The organism is Chamaesiphon sp. OTE_8_metabat_110, from assembly GCF_031382685.1.
Classification (GTDB): Bacteria; Cyanobacteriota; Cyanobacteriia; order Cyanobacteriales; family Chamaesiphonaceae; genus Chamaesiphon.
The window spans coordinates 1-17,635 of record NZ_JANMZA010000413.1 but is presented as its reverse complement, the minus strand read 5'-3'; the positions used below and the strand labels follow the sequence as shown (position 1 = coordinate 17,635).

18 protein-coding genes and 1 pseudogene are annotated in these 17,635 nt (G+C 44.3%); 15 read left to right on the top strand and 4 right to left on the bottom strand.

All coding sequences use genetic code 11. The features are described 5' to 3' along the window. Nucleotides 1–189: ribbon-helix-helix domain-containing protein (locus RMO52_RS15210; protein WP_310415741.1), on the bottom strand; the 189-nt coding region annotated here is incomplete at its 3' end. A gap of 197 nt (nucleotides 190–386) precedes the next feature. Here RMO52_RS15210 and bchM point away from each other — a divergent pair. The 8 genes from bchM (at nucleotide 387) to RMO52_RS15170 (ending at nucleotide 8,126) form a co-directional block, all read left to right on the top strand. Continuing rightward, entirely contained in the window at nucleotides 387–1,070 is a 684-nt protein-coding gene (gene bchM, locus RMO52_RS15205) for a magnesium protoporphyrin IX methyltransferase (protein ID WP_310415738.1), read from the top strand. A 41-nt stretch (nucleotides 1,071–1,111) separates the two neighbouring features. Beyond that, nucleotides 1,112–1,675, top strand: a complete 564-nt coding sequence (locus RMO52_RS15200) for a thylakoid membrane photosystem I accumulation factor (RefSeq protein ID WP_309738631.1) — start codon at nucleotides 1,112–1,114, stop codon at nucleotides 1,673–1,675. 307 nt (nucleotides 1,676–1,982) lie between these two features. Further along, the gene (locus RMO52_RS15195) at nucleotides 1,983–3,368 is read left to right on the top strand and encodes a transporter substrate-binding protein (RefSeq protein ID WP_310415735.1); all 1,386 of its coding nucleotides are present in this window, start codon (nucleotides 1,983–1,985) and stop codon (nucleotides 3,366–3,368) included. Nucleotides 3,369–3,600: 232 nt separating this feature from the next. Further along, nucleotides 3,601–4,563, top strand: coding sequence for an urea ABC transporter permease subunit UrtB (gene urtB / locus RMO52_RS15190; RefSeq protein WP_310415732.1), 963 nt, complete (start codon nucleotides 3,601–3,603; stop codon nucleotides 4,561–4,563). A gap of 28 nt (nucleotides 4,564–4,591) precedes the next feature. Then, the gene (gene urtC / locus RMO52_RS15185) at nucleotides 4,592–5,677 is read left to right on the top strand and encodes an urea ABC transporter permease subunit UrtC (protein WP_310415729.1); all 1,086 of its coding nucleotides are present in this window, start codon (nucleotides 4,592–4,594) and stop codon (nucleotides 5,675–5,677) included. A 13-nt stretch (nucleotides 5,678–5,690) separates the two neighbouring features. Next, on the top strand, nucleotides 5,691–6,452 hold the full coding sequence (gene urtD / locus RMO52_RS15180; protein ID WP_309738626.1) for an urea ABC transporter ATP-binding protein UrtD: 762 nt from the start codon (nucleotides 5,691–5,693) through the stop codon (nucleotides 6,450–6,452). Beyond that, entirely contained in the window at nucleotides 6,442–7,140 is a 699-nt protein-coding gene (gene urtE, locus RMO52_RS15175; protein WP_309738625.1) for an urea ABC transporter ATP-binding subunit UrtE, read from the top strand. Before urtD ends, urtE begins: the two co-directional genes overlap by 11 nt. Nucleotides 7,141–7,307: 167 nt before the next feature. Continuing rightward, nucleotides 7,308–8,126, top strand: a complete 819-nt coding sequence (locus RMO52_RS15170; RefSeq protein ID WP_310415725.1) for an MOSC domain-containing protein — start codon at nucleotides 7,308–7,310, stop codon at nucleotides 8,124–8,126. Between the two features lie 63 nt (nucleotides 8,127–8,189). Here RMO52_RS15170 and RMO52_RS15165 read toward each other — a convergent pair whose 3' ends face one another. Continuing rightward, nucleotides 8,190–8,351 carry a hypothetical protein gene (locus RMO52_RS15165; RefSeq protein ID WP_310415722.1) on the bottom strand — a complete coding sequence of 54 codons (162 nt, stop codon included), beginning with the start codon at nucleotides 8,349–8,351 and terminating at the stop codon, nucleotides 8,190–8,192. Nucleotides 8,352–8,454: 103 nt separating this feature from the next. Here RMO52_RS15165 and rfbB point away from each other — a divergent pair, with 103 nt between their 5' ends. The 3 genes from rfbB to rfbC are packed head-to-tail and all read left to right on the top strand — an operon-like array spanning nucleotide 8,455 to nucleotide 10,949. Next, on the top strand, nucleotides 8,455–9,522 hold the full coding sequence (gene rfbB / locus RMO52_RS15160) for a dTDP-glucose 4,6-dehydratase (protein ID WP_310415719.1): 1,068 nt from the start codon (nucleotides 8,455–8,457) through the stop codon (nucleotides 9,520–9,522). After that, nucleotides 9,519–10,391 carry a glucose-1-phosphate thymidylyltransferase RfbA gene (gene rfbA, locus RMO52_RS15155; RefSeq protein ID WP_309738620.1) on the top strand — a complete coding sequence of 291 codons (873 nt, stop codon included), beginning with the start codon at nucleotides 9,519–9,521 and terminating at the stop codon, nucleotides 10,389–10,391. The genes rfbB and rfbA overlap by 4 nt, the downstream gene beginning before the upstream one ends. A 6-nt stretch (nucleotides 10,392–10,397) precedes the next feature. After that, nucleotides 10,398–10,949 carry a dTDP-4-dehydrorhamnose 3,5-epimerase gene (gene rfbC, locus RMO52_RS15150; protein ID WP_310415716.1) on the top strand — a complete coding sequence of 184 codons (552 nt, stop codon included), beginning with the start codon at nucleotides 10,398–10,400 and terminating at the stop codon, nucleotides 10,947–10,949. On the opposite strand, the gene rfbD is transcribed toward rfbC, so the two are convergent. Then, a complete protein-coding gene (gene rfbD, locus RMO52_RS15145) occupies nucleotides 10,932–11,816 on the bottom strand; it encodes a dTDP-4-dehydrorhamnose reductase (protein ID WP_310415714.1) in 885 nt (294 codons plus the stop codon). The genes rfbC and rfbD overlap by 18 nt on opposite strands. A gap of 334 nt (nucleotides 11,817–12,150) precedes the next feature. On the opposite strand from rfbD, the gene RMO52_RS15140 reads away from it, so the two are divergent. From RMO52_RS15140 to RMO52_RS15125, 4 genes are all read left to right on the top strand, one after another. Continuing rightward, the gene (locus RMO52_RS15140) at nucleotides 12,151–13,698 is read left to right on the top strand and encodes a polysaccharide biosynthesis C-terminal domain-containing protein (protein ID WP_310415711.1); all 1,548 of its coding nucleotides are present in this window, start codon (nucleotides 12,151–12,153) and stop codon (nucleotides 13,696–13,698) included. A 25-nt stretch (nucleotides 13,699–13,723) separates the two neighbouring features. Beyond that, the gene (locus tag RMO52_RS15135; protein WP_310415708.1) at nucleotides 13,724–14,683 is read left to right on the top strand and encodes a glycosyltransferase; all 960 of its coding nucleotides are present in this window, start codon (nucleotides 13,724–13,726) and stop codon (nucleotides 14,681–14,683) included. A gap of 125 nt (nucleotides 14,684–14,808) precedes the next feature. Continuing rightward, the gene (locus tag RMO52_RS15130) at nucleotides 14,809–16,149 is read left to right on the top strand and encodes an O-antigen ligase family protein (RefSeq protein ID WP_310415705.1); all 1,341 of its coding nucleotides are present in this window, start codon (nucleotides 14,809–14,811) and stop codon (nucleotides 16,147–16,149) included. Between the two features lie 21 nt (nucleotides 16,150–16,170). Next, the gene (locus tag RMO52_RS15125) at nucleotides 16,171–17,229 is read left to right on the top strand and encodes a glycosyltransferase family 4 protein (protein WP_310415702.1); all 1,059 of its coding nucleotides are present in this window, start codon (nucleotides 16,171–16,173) and stop codon (nucleotides 17,227–17,229) included. 155 nt (nucleotides 17,230–17,384) lie between these two features. Here RMO52_RS15125 and RMO52_RS15120 read toward each other — a convergent pair. Then, nucleotides 17,385–17,635: pseudogene (locus RMO52_RS15120) on the bottom strand (hypothetical protein); the annotation flags it as partial.

Here is a 17,635-nt window from a genome sequence, read left to right as displayed (position 1 = left end):
CTGTTCTACTTGCGGATCGAGCTTGGCACACTCATTCGCTAGATGAGTCTGGCGCAGTAGGGCAAGCTTATCAGTTAATGCCTCCTGAATTGCTTTACTGCGATTGGGAAATACCTGCTGCGATACCAATAAATCTATTTTGGATAATAGGTCTGAATCGATTGTAATTGCGACCTTACTAGTTGCCATCCCTAAACTATCAATAAAACGGTATGATAAATCATCATACCATTTTGAAAGCTTTGTTGTCAAATTACCATTAGATATCGCCTTCTGGATTGATGTTGCTAAGTAAGCGAAACAAACGATCGTCTACCTACCCGACACACCCGATCGCCTGCTATAGTGATCTACCGTTAGGATTAAAATTTTTATTATAAAGTTGCATGGATGCGATCGACGATAAAGCAGTAGTCAAAGAGTATTTTAATAATACGGGATTTGAGCGGTGGCAGCGGATTTATGGTGATGGTGAGGTAAATAAGGTACAGCTCGACATTCGGACTGGGCACCAGCAGACTGTTGACACGCTGTTGGAGTGGTTGGATGCAGATAATAACCTGACGGGATTATCCATCTGCGATGCAGGCTGCGGTACTGGTGTGTTGAGCATTCCGCTGGCGGAGCGCAAAGCTGTCGTCAGTGCTAGCGATATTTCGGAGAAAATGGTCGGCGAAGCCAAGGAAATCGCCGCCAAAATCTTTGGGAATAACGATAATCCGAGTTTCAGTGTGAGCGATCTCGAAAGCTTGACTGGTAGTTACCATACAGTTATCTGTTTGGATGTATTAATTCATTACCCGCAAGCAAAAGCGGCTGAAATGATTTCGCATCTGGCTTCGATGGCACAATCGCGACTGATTATTAGTTTCGCACCTAAGACTCCTTATTTTAGCCTACTCAAAAAGATTGGCAGTTTTTTTCCTGGTGCGAGTAAGGCGACTCGTTCTTATCTACATAAAGAAGTGGATATTGTCAAGATTTTGGAAGCCCAAGGTTTTAGGATCGATCGCAAGGCAACTACCAAAACTAGCTTTTATTTCTCGTGGATGCTCGAAGCTGTAAAGTAGCTACTTAGATTTTGAATTGTTCTCACTCTTATACGCCTAAAATGTTAGCTAAATACTTGAAGTCCAGATGGCGATCGCTAATAACTGCGATCTTGATTTTTGCCTGTTCTTTTCTATTCGCTCATCCAACTCTCGCCGGGATTGAGGATGACAAATATGATGGTAATGTTTTTGTCTTGTACGCTGGTAATGGCTCGCTAGTACCTGCCAAAATTTCGCTTGCAGACTCTTTAAAAGCGAGTAAACCAGCGATAATAGTTTTTTATGTGGATGATAGTACTGACTGCAAAAAATACTCCACCACATTCTCGCAGCTTCAAGGCTACTATGGCAAAGCCGCCAGCTTTATTCCTGTAACTGTCGATAGTCTCGCCCTGGATAAAAAGTATCCAGATACTGAAGCTGGCTATTACTATGGTGGTACGGTTCCGCAAACTGTCATTGTCGATAAACAAGGTAAGGTTCGACTGAATGAAGCAGGGATATTATCATTTGAAAAAGTGGATGATGCCATGCGAGAGGTTTTTGATTTATTACCACGTAAAGACTCAGTAGAACTCAAGCGACGGAGTTTTAATGAGTTCAATAGCGAATTATCAAAGTAACTTGATTTCGGGTAGATAACTGATAATTTTGGTACTAAACAATATTAACATTTGTAATGTTATGCTAATTTTTTACGTTTAATGTATTTCTAACAGACAATTTAAGTTATTGGGAAGTTCCTAATTTGATAGTCGCCTGAAAATGGATGTCTATGTATCTCCGATCGCTTCGAGCTGTAGTAACTAAGCCATCAGTCTAAATCTTTACAAAACCTGGTGGTTTTGTATTGTAAAATACACAGTTGATGAAGTGTTGGTACTAATATTTCATCTAAACAAGCGTGTGTGAAGAGTAAATTTAAGCTATATGGCAAATCAGTTTGGACGGCGGAGATTTATTATTTTGGGTGGTGCTGGCGTCGCAGGGACTCTGCTACTCAAGGCTTGTAGTAACTCAACCACTCCTACCACTAATCCGAGTGCGGGTACTACGGCTGCCAATCCGAGTGCCGCTCCTGCCGGAGATGGTAAAGGGATTAAGGTAGGTGTGATGTACTCCACGACGGGTTCGATCGCGATCGTTGAAAAATCCCTACAAGATGCGACATTTCTCGCGATCGATCAAATCAATGAAGGAACAGGCCCTTGGGCTGGCAAGAAAGGCATCAATGGCCAAATGCTAGAAAAAGTAGTTGTCAACCCTGACTCCAATTGGGATTTATACAACCAAATGTCTAAGCGACTAATTGACGAAGACAAGGTTGTCTGTGTACTGGGTTGCTACACTTCAGCTAGCCGTAAATCAGTCTTGCCAGTGTTTGAAGAGAAAGATAGACTGCTTTACTACCCTGTCTACTATGAAGGGAATGAATGTAGCTCTAACGTTTTCTATACCGGAGCGGCACCGAATCAACAAATCACCGATTCGATTCCTTACTGCATCAAAAACTTTGGTAAAAAAGGCTTCTTTATCGGTTCTGACTACATCTATCCCAAAGAAAGTAATCGGATTGCCAAAGCCGAGCTAGTCGCTGGTGGCGGTACGGTTGTTGGTGATGAATATGCAGCACTGGGTACGACTGAGTTCATTACGATTATTAACAAGATCAAGCAAGCAAAGCCTAACTTTATCTTGAGTAATCTCGTCGGCGATAGTATTCCCGCTTTTTATAAGCAGCTTAAGGATGCTGGAATTACGTCTAAAGAGATTCCGATCATGGCGTTTCCCACCACAGAAGAAGAAATTCAGGCGATGGGGCCAGAATTCGCGGAAGGACACTTTAGTAGTTTCAACTATTTTCAGACAGTCGATACACCTGAAAATAAGGCATTTGTGGAACAATTTCGGGCGAAATTTGGCAACGAGCGCGTGACTAATGGAGTCATGGAAGCTGCCTACATCCAAACCTTTTTCATGGCACAGGCGATGGAAAAATGCGCCAAAGAAAAGAAAGAGTTTACTACTGCAAATCTGCGCGAAGCAACCAGAGGGCAAGAGTTTAAGGCTCCGCAAGGCACGGTCAAATCCGATCCAGACAATTATCATACATACCTTTATTCCCGGATTGGCAAGTGGAAGGCTGATGGACAAGCCGAAATTGTCTTTTCAACCAAGGCTGCGGTGAAGCCGATTCCGTGGAGTCAAGCACTGTATAAGGGTCGGATGTGCGTTCACAAGACCCCAGATACTCGTGCCAGTTCGATCGTCGAGACAAAGAAACCCATTCCAGTTGCCTTCTTAGACAAACCGTAAACTGCGAGCAATTAACAAACAATCGCTGATTCTGCGCGGAATCAGCGATTATGTAGCAATCTTATTCGATCGATCGGAATACTGTAAGATGTATTATTCCATTTGTAGGTCTGCATTGACCTAGTAATAGGCTTCAAGGCAGAAGGGTAACGCAGCAAACATAATATCTGAATTAAGATTGCTACATTGATTTAACATTTACAAAACACGACACGATTTAGGTCGGGAAAATATGAACGTTTTGCCATTTAATGCCATATCTTCGTTAGTGTACCTAGCCCAAGCTAGCCCGCCAGCAAAAGATCTCGATCCGGTAGCAATTACCAACCAACTTTTAAATGGGGTGGGGATTGTTGGTATTCTGCTACTGACAGGATTGGGACTATCGATTACGTTTGGGGTAATGCGGATTATTAACCTCGCGCATGGTGAATTTATCATGCTCGGTGCGTATACAACCTTCGTACTGCAAAGCAATTTTAAAATGGACTTGTTGATGACAATTCCATTTTCTTTTTTGTTTACAGCCCTAGTCGGCGCACTGGTGGAAGTCACAATCGTCCGGCGACTATATGGACGCGCGATTGAAACTTTACTAGCTACTTGGGGACTAAGTATCGTCCTCCAAGGTGTGGTGAAGCTGATTTTCACTGCCCAACTCAAGTACGTCAGGGCACCGTCATACATTCGCGGCAACTGGACACCATTTACCATCGGCGGACAAGCGATCGAAATTTCCTATTACCGCTTGTTTATCATCTTTATGGCACTGCTGCTGTTGGGAATCACGGCTTACTTGCTCTACGGTACGACATTGGGTAGAGAAGTCCGCGCAGTGACTCAAAATCGCGAAATGGCAAGGTGTTTGGGTGTAAATACCAGTCTGGTAGATATGCTCACATTTGCTTATGGCTGCGGGCTAGCCGGAGTAGCCGGAACAGTTATTGCTTCGCTCAAGAGTGTCGCCCCAGGGATGGGACAAGATTACCTGGTAGATGCCTGGATGACTGTGGTGGCTGGCGGTGTGGACAAGTTAATCGGCGTGTTGGCGGGTGCGGTGTTGATTGGCGAATCAAATGCCGCGATCGCATATCTAATCAACGATCCTACCGCGAGAGTTATCGTTTTAGCTGCGGTAATCGTCCTAATTCGCTATCGCCCCGAAGGTCTATTTACAGTTCAGAAACGCGGTTAAAATCTCCACCCTCTACCCTCTAAATCCAATGGCACAAGCACTCGGTCAAGTTCAACAGTCAAGCTTTATTCCTAAGAAATGGCAGATTATCAATTTAGTAGCTTTACTGATATTTATAATTTTCCCATTTGTAGCTGGCACCTTTCAGACTAACTTGATGGCAAAATTGCTGTTGTATGGTGTTTTAGGTGTCTCACTCGATCTAGTCTGGGGATTCACTGGGATTTTGAGCTTTGCCCACGGGGTCTTTTTTACTTTGGGAGGATATGCGATGGCATATTATCTCAAGCTAAATCTATCTGCTACTGCCAATAATTATGGTGGCAATATCCCCGATTTTATGGTCTGGAATGGCTTAAAAGAGTTGCCTTGGTTTATTGCGCCTTTACAGTCTTTTCCAATTGCAGTTATCGCGACGATCGCGATTCCAGCAGGTTTTGCTTATGCGATCGGATGGTTTATTTTTCGGTCTAAAGTTAGCGGTGTATATATTACCGTAATTACGCTGGCGATCGCGTCAGCATTGACTACTTTCTTTGTCAGTCAGCAGGCTTATACAGGCGGTACAAATGGGATTACCGATGTCTCGAAGCTGATTTTGTTTGGGATAACCGTGCCGCCAATTGGCATCTATTATATTATTCTGACTTTTGCAACTTTGACGATCGCGGGTAGCTGGTGGCTGACAAAATCTAACTTTGGATTGATTCTGCGATCGATTAAAGAGAACGAGAAACGGATTTCATATTTGGGCTATGATGTTGCTAATTTTAAGATTTTTGTCTGGACGCTTTCTGCAGGGATTGCTGGTATCTGCGGTGGTTTGTTCGTACCGCTGAACAATTTTATTTCACCAGTATATCTAGGGGTGGCGTTTGGAACTCAGATCGTGATCTGGGTCGCTGTTGGCGGACGCGGTACGCTATTTGGGCCAGTTATTGCCGCGATTTTGCTCGGACAGCTCCAAAATTCAGTCGATCGCATTACCCAAGATTGGCAGTTGATTGTAGGGGTAATCCTGATGGGGGTGGTGCTATTTCTGCCAGACGGATTGATGAGCTTGTTACCAAAGAAGCTACTTGTGAGCGGTGCTAATAAATTAGAGAAAACTTAAAATCAAACGTATCATGAATTCGCAAGCGTCTGTTTTATCAGTCAAAGATCTCAAGGTAGTTTTCTCTGGTTTCAAAGCACTTAAAGGCGTCGATCTAGAGGTAGGTAACAATGAAATTGTGACGATTATCGGCCCGAATGGAGCTGGTAAAAGTACATTACTCGATGCGATCGTGGGGAAATCTCCGGTAGCTTCAGGACATGTTTATTATCAAGGTCAGGAGATTACCAATAAAAGCCCCCATGAGATTGCCCGGATGGGCATCGGTCGCAAATTTCAAAACCCTAATGTTTATAACGAGCTGTCAGTATTTGACAATATTTTACTAGCACTCAAAGGTACTCACGGTGTGTTTTCATCCATCAAAGCTAAACTCACAACTGCTAAGAAAGATAAAATTATCAGCGTACTCGATCGCATTGGTTTGTTAGAACAAGGCTATGCTAAAGTTGCCTCTTTATCACACGGGCAAAAACAGTGGGTCGAGATCGGGATGGTACTCGCTCAAGATCCAGCCGTGGTTTTACTCGATGAACCAACGGCGGGGATGACTGCTGATGAAACCTATGCGACTGGCGAAATCATCAAGACAATTGCCACCAGCCACTCTGTAGTAGTCATCGAGCATGATATGGAATTTGTCAAACAAATCGCTCAACGACTCGTTGTCCTCCATCAAGGTGAAAAATTGACCGAAGGCTCCGTCGCGGAAGTCCAATCAAATCCCAAAGTAATTGAAGTATATTTAGGACGCGAACAAATCGATGCTGCTTGAAGTAAATGATGTGACTGTTTCTTACGGACAAACACCCGTTTTGTTTGGTGCTAATCTGGCTGTTAATCAAGGTGAGATTGCTTGTATCCTCGGACGCAATGGTGTGGGTAAAACCACGCTCTTACGCAGCATCATTGGCTTAAATAAGGTGATATCGGGCAATATTATCTTTGATATTCAAAATATCACGCGGTTGCCGATCTTCAAACGTGCCCGTGCGGGGATTGCCTATATTCCCCAAGGTCGAGAAATTATTCCCTATCTATCGGTGCTGGATAATCTTAAGCTGGGACTGTCGGCTGGCAAGCAAAAATCGAGTAAGATTCCCCATGAAATTTTCGAGTTTTTTCCGATGCTCAAGCAGCATCTGAATCGTCAAGGCGGTTTGCTCAGTGGCGGACAGCAGCAGCAATTAGCTATTGCCAGAGGATTAGTGAGCGATCCGAAGATTATGTTGCTAGACGAACCAACAGAGGGCATTCAGCCGTCGATCGTGCAAGAAATTGAGGAGACTTTGAAGCGGATCAATCGGGAGAAAGGTATTACTCTAATAGTCGTCGAGCATAAGGTTGATTTCGTGCGGCAGATCGCTGACAAGTTCTTCATTATGGAGAAGGGTGTCGTGGTAGTAGATGGCGCAACAGCCGAGCTGACTGACGATCTATTTCATAAGTATCTTGCTGTTTAGGGTTAGATAATTACCTTACGGGGATGATATTGAAGTTGCTGCATAGTCCCTTTACCCCACCCCAACCCTCCCCTTATAAAGGGGAGGGAGCTAAAGCCCCCCTTTATAAGGGGGGTTGAGGGGGTAAACCAACCTCAAACGAAGTCTAGCGAATTAGGGGGACAGTTATGACTCGGACTTTAGTAGGCAAAGTTGTTTCACTGTGGCGATATCCAGTTAAATCCATGCTGGGCGAACGATTAGATGCCGTAGAAATAACACCCACTGGCTTGCTGGGAGATCGATCCTATGCCCTGTGGGATATCCAAACTCAGCGGATTGCTAGTGCCAAAAATCCTAAAAAATGGGCAAAATTGCTAGAGTTTCAAGCGACATTTGTAGCATCTCCCCAAACTCCAGCAGCGATGCCGCCTGTGAAATTTGCGCTGCCGGATGGTAATGATGCTATTAGTGATGATGATAATATCGATAATATTCTGTCCCTATTACTGGGACGAGATGTAGAGTTATTGACTGCGGTGCCAGAAACACCCAGTCTCGACCAATATTGGCCAGATCTCGAAGGCACGGCAAACCGAGATACAGTTACGCAATTATTTATGCCCGCTGGCACTTTTTTTGATTCCTGTCCGATTCATGCGGTGACGACTGCAACCTTAGCGCGATTACAGCACCTGTATCCTGAAGGAAAATTTGAGCCAGCGCGGTTTCGTCCCAATATTCTCATCGAGCCAACAGCGGCTGAAAGCACCTTTATCGAAAATGACTGGGTGGGTAGGCAGATGAGCATTGGTGATAAAGTGTGCCTGAGCATCGATACCGCCTGTCCGCGCTGCGTAGTGACGACGGTTGCCCAGTCCGATTTACCGACTGACTTGAATATCTTACGGACGACGGCACAACATAATAACTCGATCGCAGGCATCCGCGCTTCTGTCTTGCGAGCTGGGAGCATCCAGTGTGGAGATCTAATTTGGTTAGAGTAAAAAGACTGGCAGTAGAATAGCTCGCTGGATGCGATGGTGAGAATCGCGATCTTTAGCTCGATCTCATTGGACATTTATCTGTGCGATAATCACTCGATCGTTTATATAGCGATCGAGGAGTCCGATCTTGGGTATTCTAATGAGGGTACCCGTGGGAATTGCTGCTGGGTAGCTGTGATGTAGATCGCTGGCTACATGCAAATATGTCAGCAAATCGATCGCCAATTTTAAGACTTTTAACTCAATTTGCCAACAGCAGTTTTGAGAAGCTTTTATTTGACAGATCGACTGTTATATTTGACGTAGATCGTTCACTAATGTAGAAATAATGAGTAAAAATTATATTTTAGTTACAGGTGGAGCCGGATTTATCGGTTCTAACTATGTCTCGCTAATCCTCAACTCTAGCGATGTCTCCGTTATTAATTTAGATAAATTGACTTACGCTGGGAACCTCGCGACGATCGAGCAGTTCGCCGATAACGATCGACATATATTCGTCCAGGGTGATATCGGAGATCGTCAACTCATCGATAAATTACTTACTGAATATCAACCTCAAGCAATCGTCAACTTTGCCGCTGAAACTCATGTCGATCGATCGATCGATGGGCCAGCAAGTTTCATTGAGACTAATATTAATGGTACCTTTAATCTGTTAGAATGCGCTCGTCAGTATTGGAAAGCACTCGCAGATACCGCACAGGCGAAATTTCGCTTTCTGCACATCTCTACTGACGAAGTATTTGGCTCCCTGACTGCTGATGAGCCAGCCTTTACCGAACTCACCCCCTACACGCCTAATAGCCCGTACTCTGCATCCAAAGCTAGTTCCGATCATCTCGTGCGATCGTACTTTCACACTTACGGACTCCCGACTCTCATCACCAACTGCTCCAATAATTATGGCCCCTATCAGTTTCCTGAAAAACTGATTCCGCTGACGATCCTCAATGCTTTAGCGGGTAAACCTTTGCCGATCTATGGTGACGGTCAAAATGTCCGCGACTGGCTCTATGTCGAGGATCACTGTCTGGCGATCGCCTTAGTCCTAAATAAAGGTACCATTGGTGAAACTTATAATGTCGGCGGCAATGCCGAACGTGATAATCTGTGGCTAGTCAAACAGCTCTGTGCGATTTTAGACGAACTCTTACCTACCTCGCCCAATTGTCCGCACCATCAACTGATTGAATTCGTCAAAGATCGCCCCGGACACGATCGCCGTTACGCGATCGATTTTACCAAGCTCCATCAGCAACTCGGTTGGGAACCCCAGCAAGATATCAGTTCTGGCTTGCGCCGTACCGTCCAATGGTACATCGATAACCAAGCTTGGTGTCAAACCGTCACTGCTAATAAATATCAGCAACAACGCTTGGGAGTAACAGCATGAAAGGAATTATTTTAGCTGGCGGTTCTGGTACGAGGTTATATCCCTTGACGCGGGTGATTTCCAAACAATTGATGCCGATCTATGACAAGCCGATGATTTATTATCCCTTGTCTACCCTGATGCTCGCGGGGATCCAGGAAATTTTGATTATCTCTACCCCCCACGATTTGCCCTTATTTGAAGAGTTATTGGGTGATGGCTCAAATCTCGGTTTGACGATTAGTTACGCGCCACAGCCCAAGCCAGAGGGCTTAGCGCAAGCTTTTATCATCGGCAAAGAATTCATCGGCAATGACTCGGTGGCGCTGATCTTGGGCGATAACATTTTTTATGGCGATAGCTTGAGCGTCAGTCTTCAGCAAGCCGCTAACTTGACGAAAGGGGCGATGGTATTTGGCTACTATGTTAGCGACCCGGCGCGGTATGGTGTAGTGGAATTTGATTTTGAAGGTGCGGCAGTCTCGATCGAGGAAAAGCCACTCAAACCCCGATCGAATTACGCCGTCACTGGTTTGTATTTTTATGACAATCAAGTTGTCGATATCGCCCACAGTATCGCTCCCTCGGCACGCGGCGAACTCGAAATCACCTGTGTCAACCAAAAATATCTAGATATGGGACAACTCAGAGTTGATAAACTCAGTCGCGGTACAGCTTGGCTGGATACGGGTACTCACCATAGTTTGCTGCAAGCTTCGGTGTTTGTCGAAACGATCGAACAACGCCAAGGTTTAAAGATTGCCTGTATCGAAGAAGTTGCCTTTCGGATGGGTTACATCGGTGCCCCAGAGTTAGTGACGATCGGCAATACGATGGCTAAAAATGATTACGGTCAATATTTGCTCAAATTAGCTACAGAAGGAATCTAGTCGATCGTGGAAATTTTTCAAACTGCTCTCCCAGAAGTCATCGTCTTTGCCCCGCCAGTATTTAGCGATAGTCGGGGCTATTTCTTGGAAACTTATCAACAGCAAAAGTATGCCGATATCGGTATTCCCCATCCCTTCGTCCAGGATAATCAATCCTACTCGACCAAACATGTGCTGCGGGGCTTGCATTTCCAACTCAAGCACCCCCAGGGCAAATTAGTCCGCGTCACCCAGGGGGAGGTCTTTGATGTCGCCGTCGATATCCGTCGCAATTCGCCCACTTTTGGCAAATGGCATGGGGAAATCTTATCGGCTGAGAATAAAAAGCAGATGTACATTCCCGAAAATTTTGCCCACGGGTTTTGCGTATTGAGTGACGGTGCCGAGTTCTTATACAAATGTACGGACTTTTATGTGCCTGGGGATGAGGCTGGTTTGATGTGGGACGACCCCCAACTCGCGATCGACTGGCCGGTCGATACCCCGATCTTATCGGCAAAAGATGCGATTTTACCCAAGGTTGGGGCTATTTTGGATCTGTTACCATCTGGCAAATAACTGTCCCAAGCTCAGATCCCAAGCTGGGATCTGTACGCCAAAAGTAGTCAACACCTTGCTATTATCCAAGACCGAGTAAGCCGGACGTTGGGCGGGAGTGGGATAATCGCTAGCCGGAATCGGCACGATGTCTGTAACTTGGAGCGCTCGATCGGGAAATTGCGTGCGGTACCGATCGACAATCTCACTGGCAAACCCGTGCCAACTGGTCTTCCCAGCAGCGGACAGATTGTAGATGCCGCTAATTGTCGCTGGATCTCGATCTCCGCAGCGAGCCAATATTTGCGATGTCGCCATCGCGATCGATTTACTCCAAGTGGGCGCACCGACTTGATCCGCGACAATTTTTAGTTCCGGTCGCTCGGCGGCTAGCCGTAAAATCGTCAGTAAAAAGTTTTTACCGCGATTGCCATATACCCACGTCGTCCGCAAGATTAAATGAGCGCAACCAGCTTGGATAATCGCCTGTTCTCCCGCCAGTTTACTCGCGCCATACACCCCCAAAGGATTGGGAGTATCGGTTTCTAGATAAGGACTAGTCTTAGTGCCATCGAATACATACTCTGTCGAATAATGGACTAGCAACGCGCCAAATTCCCGTGCTAATTCGGCGATTACTCCCGGCGCAGTGGCATTAATTGCCTGACACAGTGCTGGCTCTTGCTCGGCTTTATCTACTGCCGTATAAGCAGCAGCATTGACTATTATCTGTGGCTCAAGTGCGCGGAGGCGATCGCGGATCCGATCGGGATCGGCTAAATCCAACTCTTGAGATCCCCACACCGTTACGCGTCCTAACGTGGCTAGCGCTACTTGTAATTCCCACGCAACTTGACCCTGCTGACCCAGGAGTAAAATTTCTCTCATCTGCTCGTAATTTAAAAAAGATCGTCACTCGATTTTATCCTACTCCCTTCCCACTCAAGAACTAGACATCTGTAATTCACTATCACTATCCACTATCCACTATCCACTATCCACTATCCACTATCCACTAACATACTAGATGTCTAATTTGTCACTGGGAAGGGAGTAAAACTGTCAGCTTCCTAATTTCTATAAAAAAGTTACCTACAAGCACTCATAGATCGGTAATTGCACCGATTCTAGAATTCAGTAGCATTGGGTATAATCGAAACACAATCAAGAATTTTAAGACGATCGCACTCCAGTTGTCTAGCGATCTACTTTGAATAAATAAATGTCGAATTTAACTGTCCTAAAAAATATATTTGCTAATCTCTGTCGTGGGGGTGCAGTAGCATTATCGATGTTATTGCTACCCCCATTTTTAGCAAGAATTTTGACTAAGGACGCTTATGGTGCTTGGTTGCTGATCTTACAACTGAGTACTTACGTAGGTCTGTTAGATCTGGGGATTCAGACAGTAATCGGTCGATTTGTCGCTCATTATAATGAGCTAGGGGATCATAAAAAACGCGATAGTATCATCAGCAGCGCGATCGCGATCCTGACTGGATCGGGGTCGATCGCGTTTGTAGCAATTGCGCTGCTCGCTTGGCAATTGCCACGGCTATTTCCAGATATGCCAGCAGCCTTGCAGCAGGATGCTCGGTTAGCATTAATGTGCGTCGGTGGTACGCTGGCTGTCGCCTTACCTTTTTCAGTTTTTGGTGCCGTTTTTATCGGCTTGCAGCGTTATGATATCCCGGCTTGGATCGTTGGTAGTACTAAAATATTTGCCGGGGTACTAGTCGTATTAGCTGCGCAGGCAAGTCAGAGTATCGTAATGATGGCGGTAATGGTTGGCATTACCAATTTAGGTGCAGGGTTATGGCAATATCTCGCATATCGAAAGATTGCCGCAGGCTATCGGATCTCCCCACAACTCATCTCGAAAAAGTCGGCGATCGAAGTTGCCGAATCCTGTTTGTCGCTATCGGTTTCAACATTAGGTTTGCTGATAGTTAGCGGTCTCGATACCACAATTATTGGTTTTTATGATTACAAATCGATTCCCTATTACGCATTAGCAGCCACACTCACAAATTTTGTTTTTGGGATTTCGATCTCGATCCTCAATACCCTAATTCCAGTTGCCTCATCAATCGGTGCCAGGAATGAGCCAGACAGTCTCGGACGACTATTAGTAGCGACAACTCGATATACCGTCGTGCTGCTGATTGCCACAAATCTACCGCTGATCTTGGTATCGAAAACAGTCATTGGCTTGTGGGTTGGGGCTGATTATGCAATCGCCACCAGTCATTTATTCGAGCTATTAGTTGCGGCTAATTTCGTGCGCCAAGTGGGGAGTCCTTACTTTACGATCGCGATCGGCTGTGGCGAGCACCGGAAGGTAATTCTATCACCATTAATCGAAGCAGCTACCAATTTAATCTTCAGTCTGCTGTTAACGTCTAGAATCGGTGCCGATGGCGTGGCATTCGGGACGTTAATTGGTGGTTTTGTAAGTGTCGGGTTACATTTCTTCTACAATTTACCCCGAACTAAGAAAATATTTGTTGCCGATAAAATGTCATTGATCGTTACAGTTGTCAAGCCTGTTTTGCTAATTGTAGTCCCCACGATCGGATTATTTGCCCTCAATAATCGGTATGGCTATCCTACTAATATCTTCTGGACAATTAGTTCTGCAACGGTCTTGACCGGGATAAGTTGGTTGGTGTTGTGGCAATATATCCTCGAAGTGGAAGACCGAGAGATGGCTGCCTCAGCAGTAAATAAGGTGATGAATAAATTCTTGAAAAAGAAATCATTACAGTAACCCAAATATATTCAGGAGCGCGATCGTGACACCAACTATTAGTATTATTACAATTAACTGGAATTCTGGCAATCAACTACGGGAATGCCTGGACGCGATCGTCGGGAGCGATCGGCAAAAATTCAAACTAGATAAAGTAATTATTGTCGATAACGCATCGACAGATACTTCTCTCAATGGCTTAGAACAGCTCGATTTACCGCTTCAGATTATTAGAAACTCTGTCAATCAAGGGTTTGGAGCTGCTTGCAATCAAGGTGCCGCAGTTTGCAATTCTGACTATCTGCTTTTTTTAAATCCCGATACCCGAGTAGCTGAAGATTCGATCGATCGTGCTGCCAGCTTTATGGATGAATCTTTAGCGCAGAAAGTCGGCATAGTTGGCATTCAACTCGTAGACGAACGGGGTAGAATTCAACGTAGTTGTGCGAGGTTTCCCAGTCCGACTAATCTCTGGTGCAGTATTTTGGGTATCGATAAATTAGTCAAATCCGAGCTGACTAGCTACATGATGACGGAATGGAATCACGACAATACGCAGCGAGTAGATCATGTCATGGGTGCTTTTTACCTAATTAGAACCGAGTTATTTGAATCATTGCAAGGCTTTGATGAAAACTTTTTCGTGTACTTTGAAGATCTCGACTTATCCTATCGCGTTCATCTAGCAGGTTGGTGTTCTTATTACTTAGCAGACACTCGCTCTTTCCACAAAGGGGGTGGTACTTCTGAAAAGATCAAAGCAACGAGGTTGTTTTATTCTCAACGCAGCCGGATTCTCTATGGTTACAAACATTTTAATTGGTTCCAAGCGACCGCGATCGCCCTAGCAACACTGACGATCGAACCAATTACTCGCATTGGTTTTGCTTTGCTTAAATTCTCACCCTCACAAGCAACAGAGACAATTCAGGGCTACATCAAAATCTTCGCTAATCTGCCAGCAATTTACAAATCGATTGGCTCTTCAATAATTAATAATTAATAATTAATAATTACCTCTCTTTAGCGTCTGCCGATTCACAAAGACAGAGGATTGAATTCATCAATAATCGATCTACCCGCACAGCAAAATCCAACACAAGAACGTGCATCACCCCACAATTACATATGTTTCTTCCAGTAGATAAAAATTCCTACAGTAGTCATCTGTACATCATCTTTGCGATCTCCATGTATCTCATTCCTTTTTCAACTGGAACTGGAGGTGGTTCTTTTGTAATAACATTTGCTTTCCCATTTCTCATTTTACTATTTTTCTTTATTGCTGGTAGTTATATTGTTAGAAAGGAAAGAGTTAATTATCCAAATGATTTAAAGCTATCATTACTTTTTGCCGCCATCAATTTATTTGCGATTTTTATTGCGTCGCTAATGAATGAAAATCTCGTAATGTCTTTTGCGAGATCGGTGTTTGACTTGTTTGGATTCACAATATTTTTATATATTATTTCTCACGCTTCCAAAAGCCAGAACGCTGCTTTAGTTTATAGCAAGATATCACAAGTTTTTGTGTGGTCTGGCGTCATCATGTCCGCTTATTTTATCGTTAATTTTTTGCTAGCAGTTCAACAAAACTCATTGGATAAAGTATTGCTAGAAAGAGAAAATGGGGGGCTGATGTCATTACCTTGGGGAGCATCGAATACGATCGCTGGCTGCTTGATGATGCCTTTTTTCTTGGCATTAGATCGAGCTTTTAATACAAAATCGCTGAAGTTCAATAGTCGAGCGATGATGTTTTTAGCGATGTTACTAATTATGTTTGCAATTATTGTAACTCAGTCGAGAAATGTAATTACTACATTGCTATTGGGAATGACTTTTGTAGGTATTTTGACCAAAAATGTTAAGTCAACCGTCTTATTTCTCGTCACTGTTATTACAACTGTCACCGCAATTGCTATCTTATCAGGTCAGGATTTAAGTTCGATTTTTGAAGCTAGAATTGGCGATCAAGCTCAAGATGTGGGTGGCTTTAACGGTCGGACAATACTATGGGACGCATCAATTATCTACTTTGCGCTTCATCCGTTTTCACCCTTGGGATACTTTGGCATGTTGGGTGAAATGGGGCATACCGGACATAATATTTTTCTGACAACACTCCTCGAACGCGGCATCTTAGGACTGGTAGCATATATCTTATTTTTGATTAATAATTTAGGATTTTCCCTAAAGAAAATCTTCGATAAAAGCTTGTCCTTTGCCATTAGACGTCGCATGACATTATATTTAATTGCCATGTTATCAATTTTGTTGCAGCTTCAATTTGAAGACTCTAACCTCACCGCTCAAAATATTGTCTATCAATGGATATTTTTAGCATTAATGTATATTAGCCCCTATTGTGATGTGCCTGAGACTAATGATGGGCATACTAATAAAGAGAACCAATTAGCTTATCGAACTGGGAGCCGATCGACTCGTGGTGACAAGATAATCGATTGAATAAATATAAGTACAAGTTATATGTCTTTTAAAATATTAGCCCTCACCAAGTATGGTTCGTTAGGCGGCAGTAGTAGGTATCGCTTTTATCAATACTTACCCTACCTCAAGTCTCAAGACTTTGACATTACATTAGCGCCGCTTCTAGACAATCAATATGTCACGGGTATCAATAAAGGTAGCCGAAATTTTACCAATGTCTTGATGTCTTATTTTCAACGCTTGATGAGATTAATTAGCGATCGAGACTACGATCTACTCTGGATTGAAAAAGAACTTTTGCCTTATGTCCCAGCGTGGTTAGAGCGAATGTTAATTAGGAACATTCCCTATGCTGTTGATTATGATGATGCCCAGTTTCATATTTACGATTATTACGGCACGAAGCTGACTAAAATCTTCCTAGCTCACAAAATAGACCGGGTGATGGCTCATGCTCAATTAGTAATTGCTGGCAATAAATACATTGCCACTAGGGCTAGTAAAGCGGGTGCCAAAAGCATTGAAATAATTCCAACGGTAATCGATTTGGATCGCTACTCCATCAAAACCGATGGTAGGAATAGAGCATTTAATATTGGCTGGATTGGTTCTCCAGGTACCAGTATCTACCTAAGATCGATTCAATCTGTATTTGAAACCCTCGATCGTCAACAGAACTGTAACTTTACATTTGTCGGTGCAGGCAGCTTAACCCTTGGCAATCTCGATCTGACAATTAAAGATTGGCGCGAACAATCGGAAGTCGCAGATATCAAAAGCTTTGATGTAGGGATTATGCCATTAGATAGTACCCCGTGGGAAGAGGGGAAATGCGGCATCAAACTGATTCAATATATGGCTTGCGCTTTGCCTGTAGTCGGCACGCCGATTGGTGTCAACCAAGAAATTATCGCTCATGGTGTCAATGGCTTTCAAGCAAGTACGCTGTCGGAGTGGACGGATTATTTATCTAAACTAGCAAACGATCCGCGCTTATGTGTGCAAATGGGTGCAGCAGGTAGGGCGATGGTGGAGGATAAGTATTGCTTACAAGTGACAGCCCCACAAGTGGCACAACTCTTGAGTGGTTGTATCTAATTTAGGCTTTGGGCTTGGATAAGAAATGCCTGGAGACTGGAAGTCTCGGCTCATGATACAAAGTCCGCCCCGATTTGCGGCGCGCGCTCCGGAGGTTTCCTCCGGGTTTAGCGCGACAAGACACAATCGGAGGCGATGCTAGAGCGGAGCAAATACTAGCAATATTTACTGACTGCTTGACACTGCTTGACAGCTTTATCGACAGCAGGCGCGAGATCGAAGCCCAAGGGTTTACCAGCTTTAAGTTTGGCTCTGGCACGATCGATCGCCGCTTCAGCACCTGGGGGAATCCGATTTTGCCACCAATCGGCACTTTCACTATAAACCCAGGTGTAGCGATCGGTGGTGCGGAGCGAGTGATAAATATTGTGTTCTAATAATCGGAGTCGATCGGTTGGCGATAGAA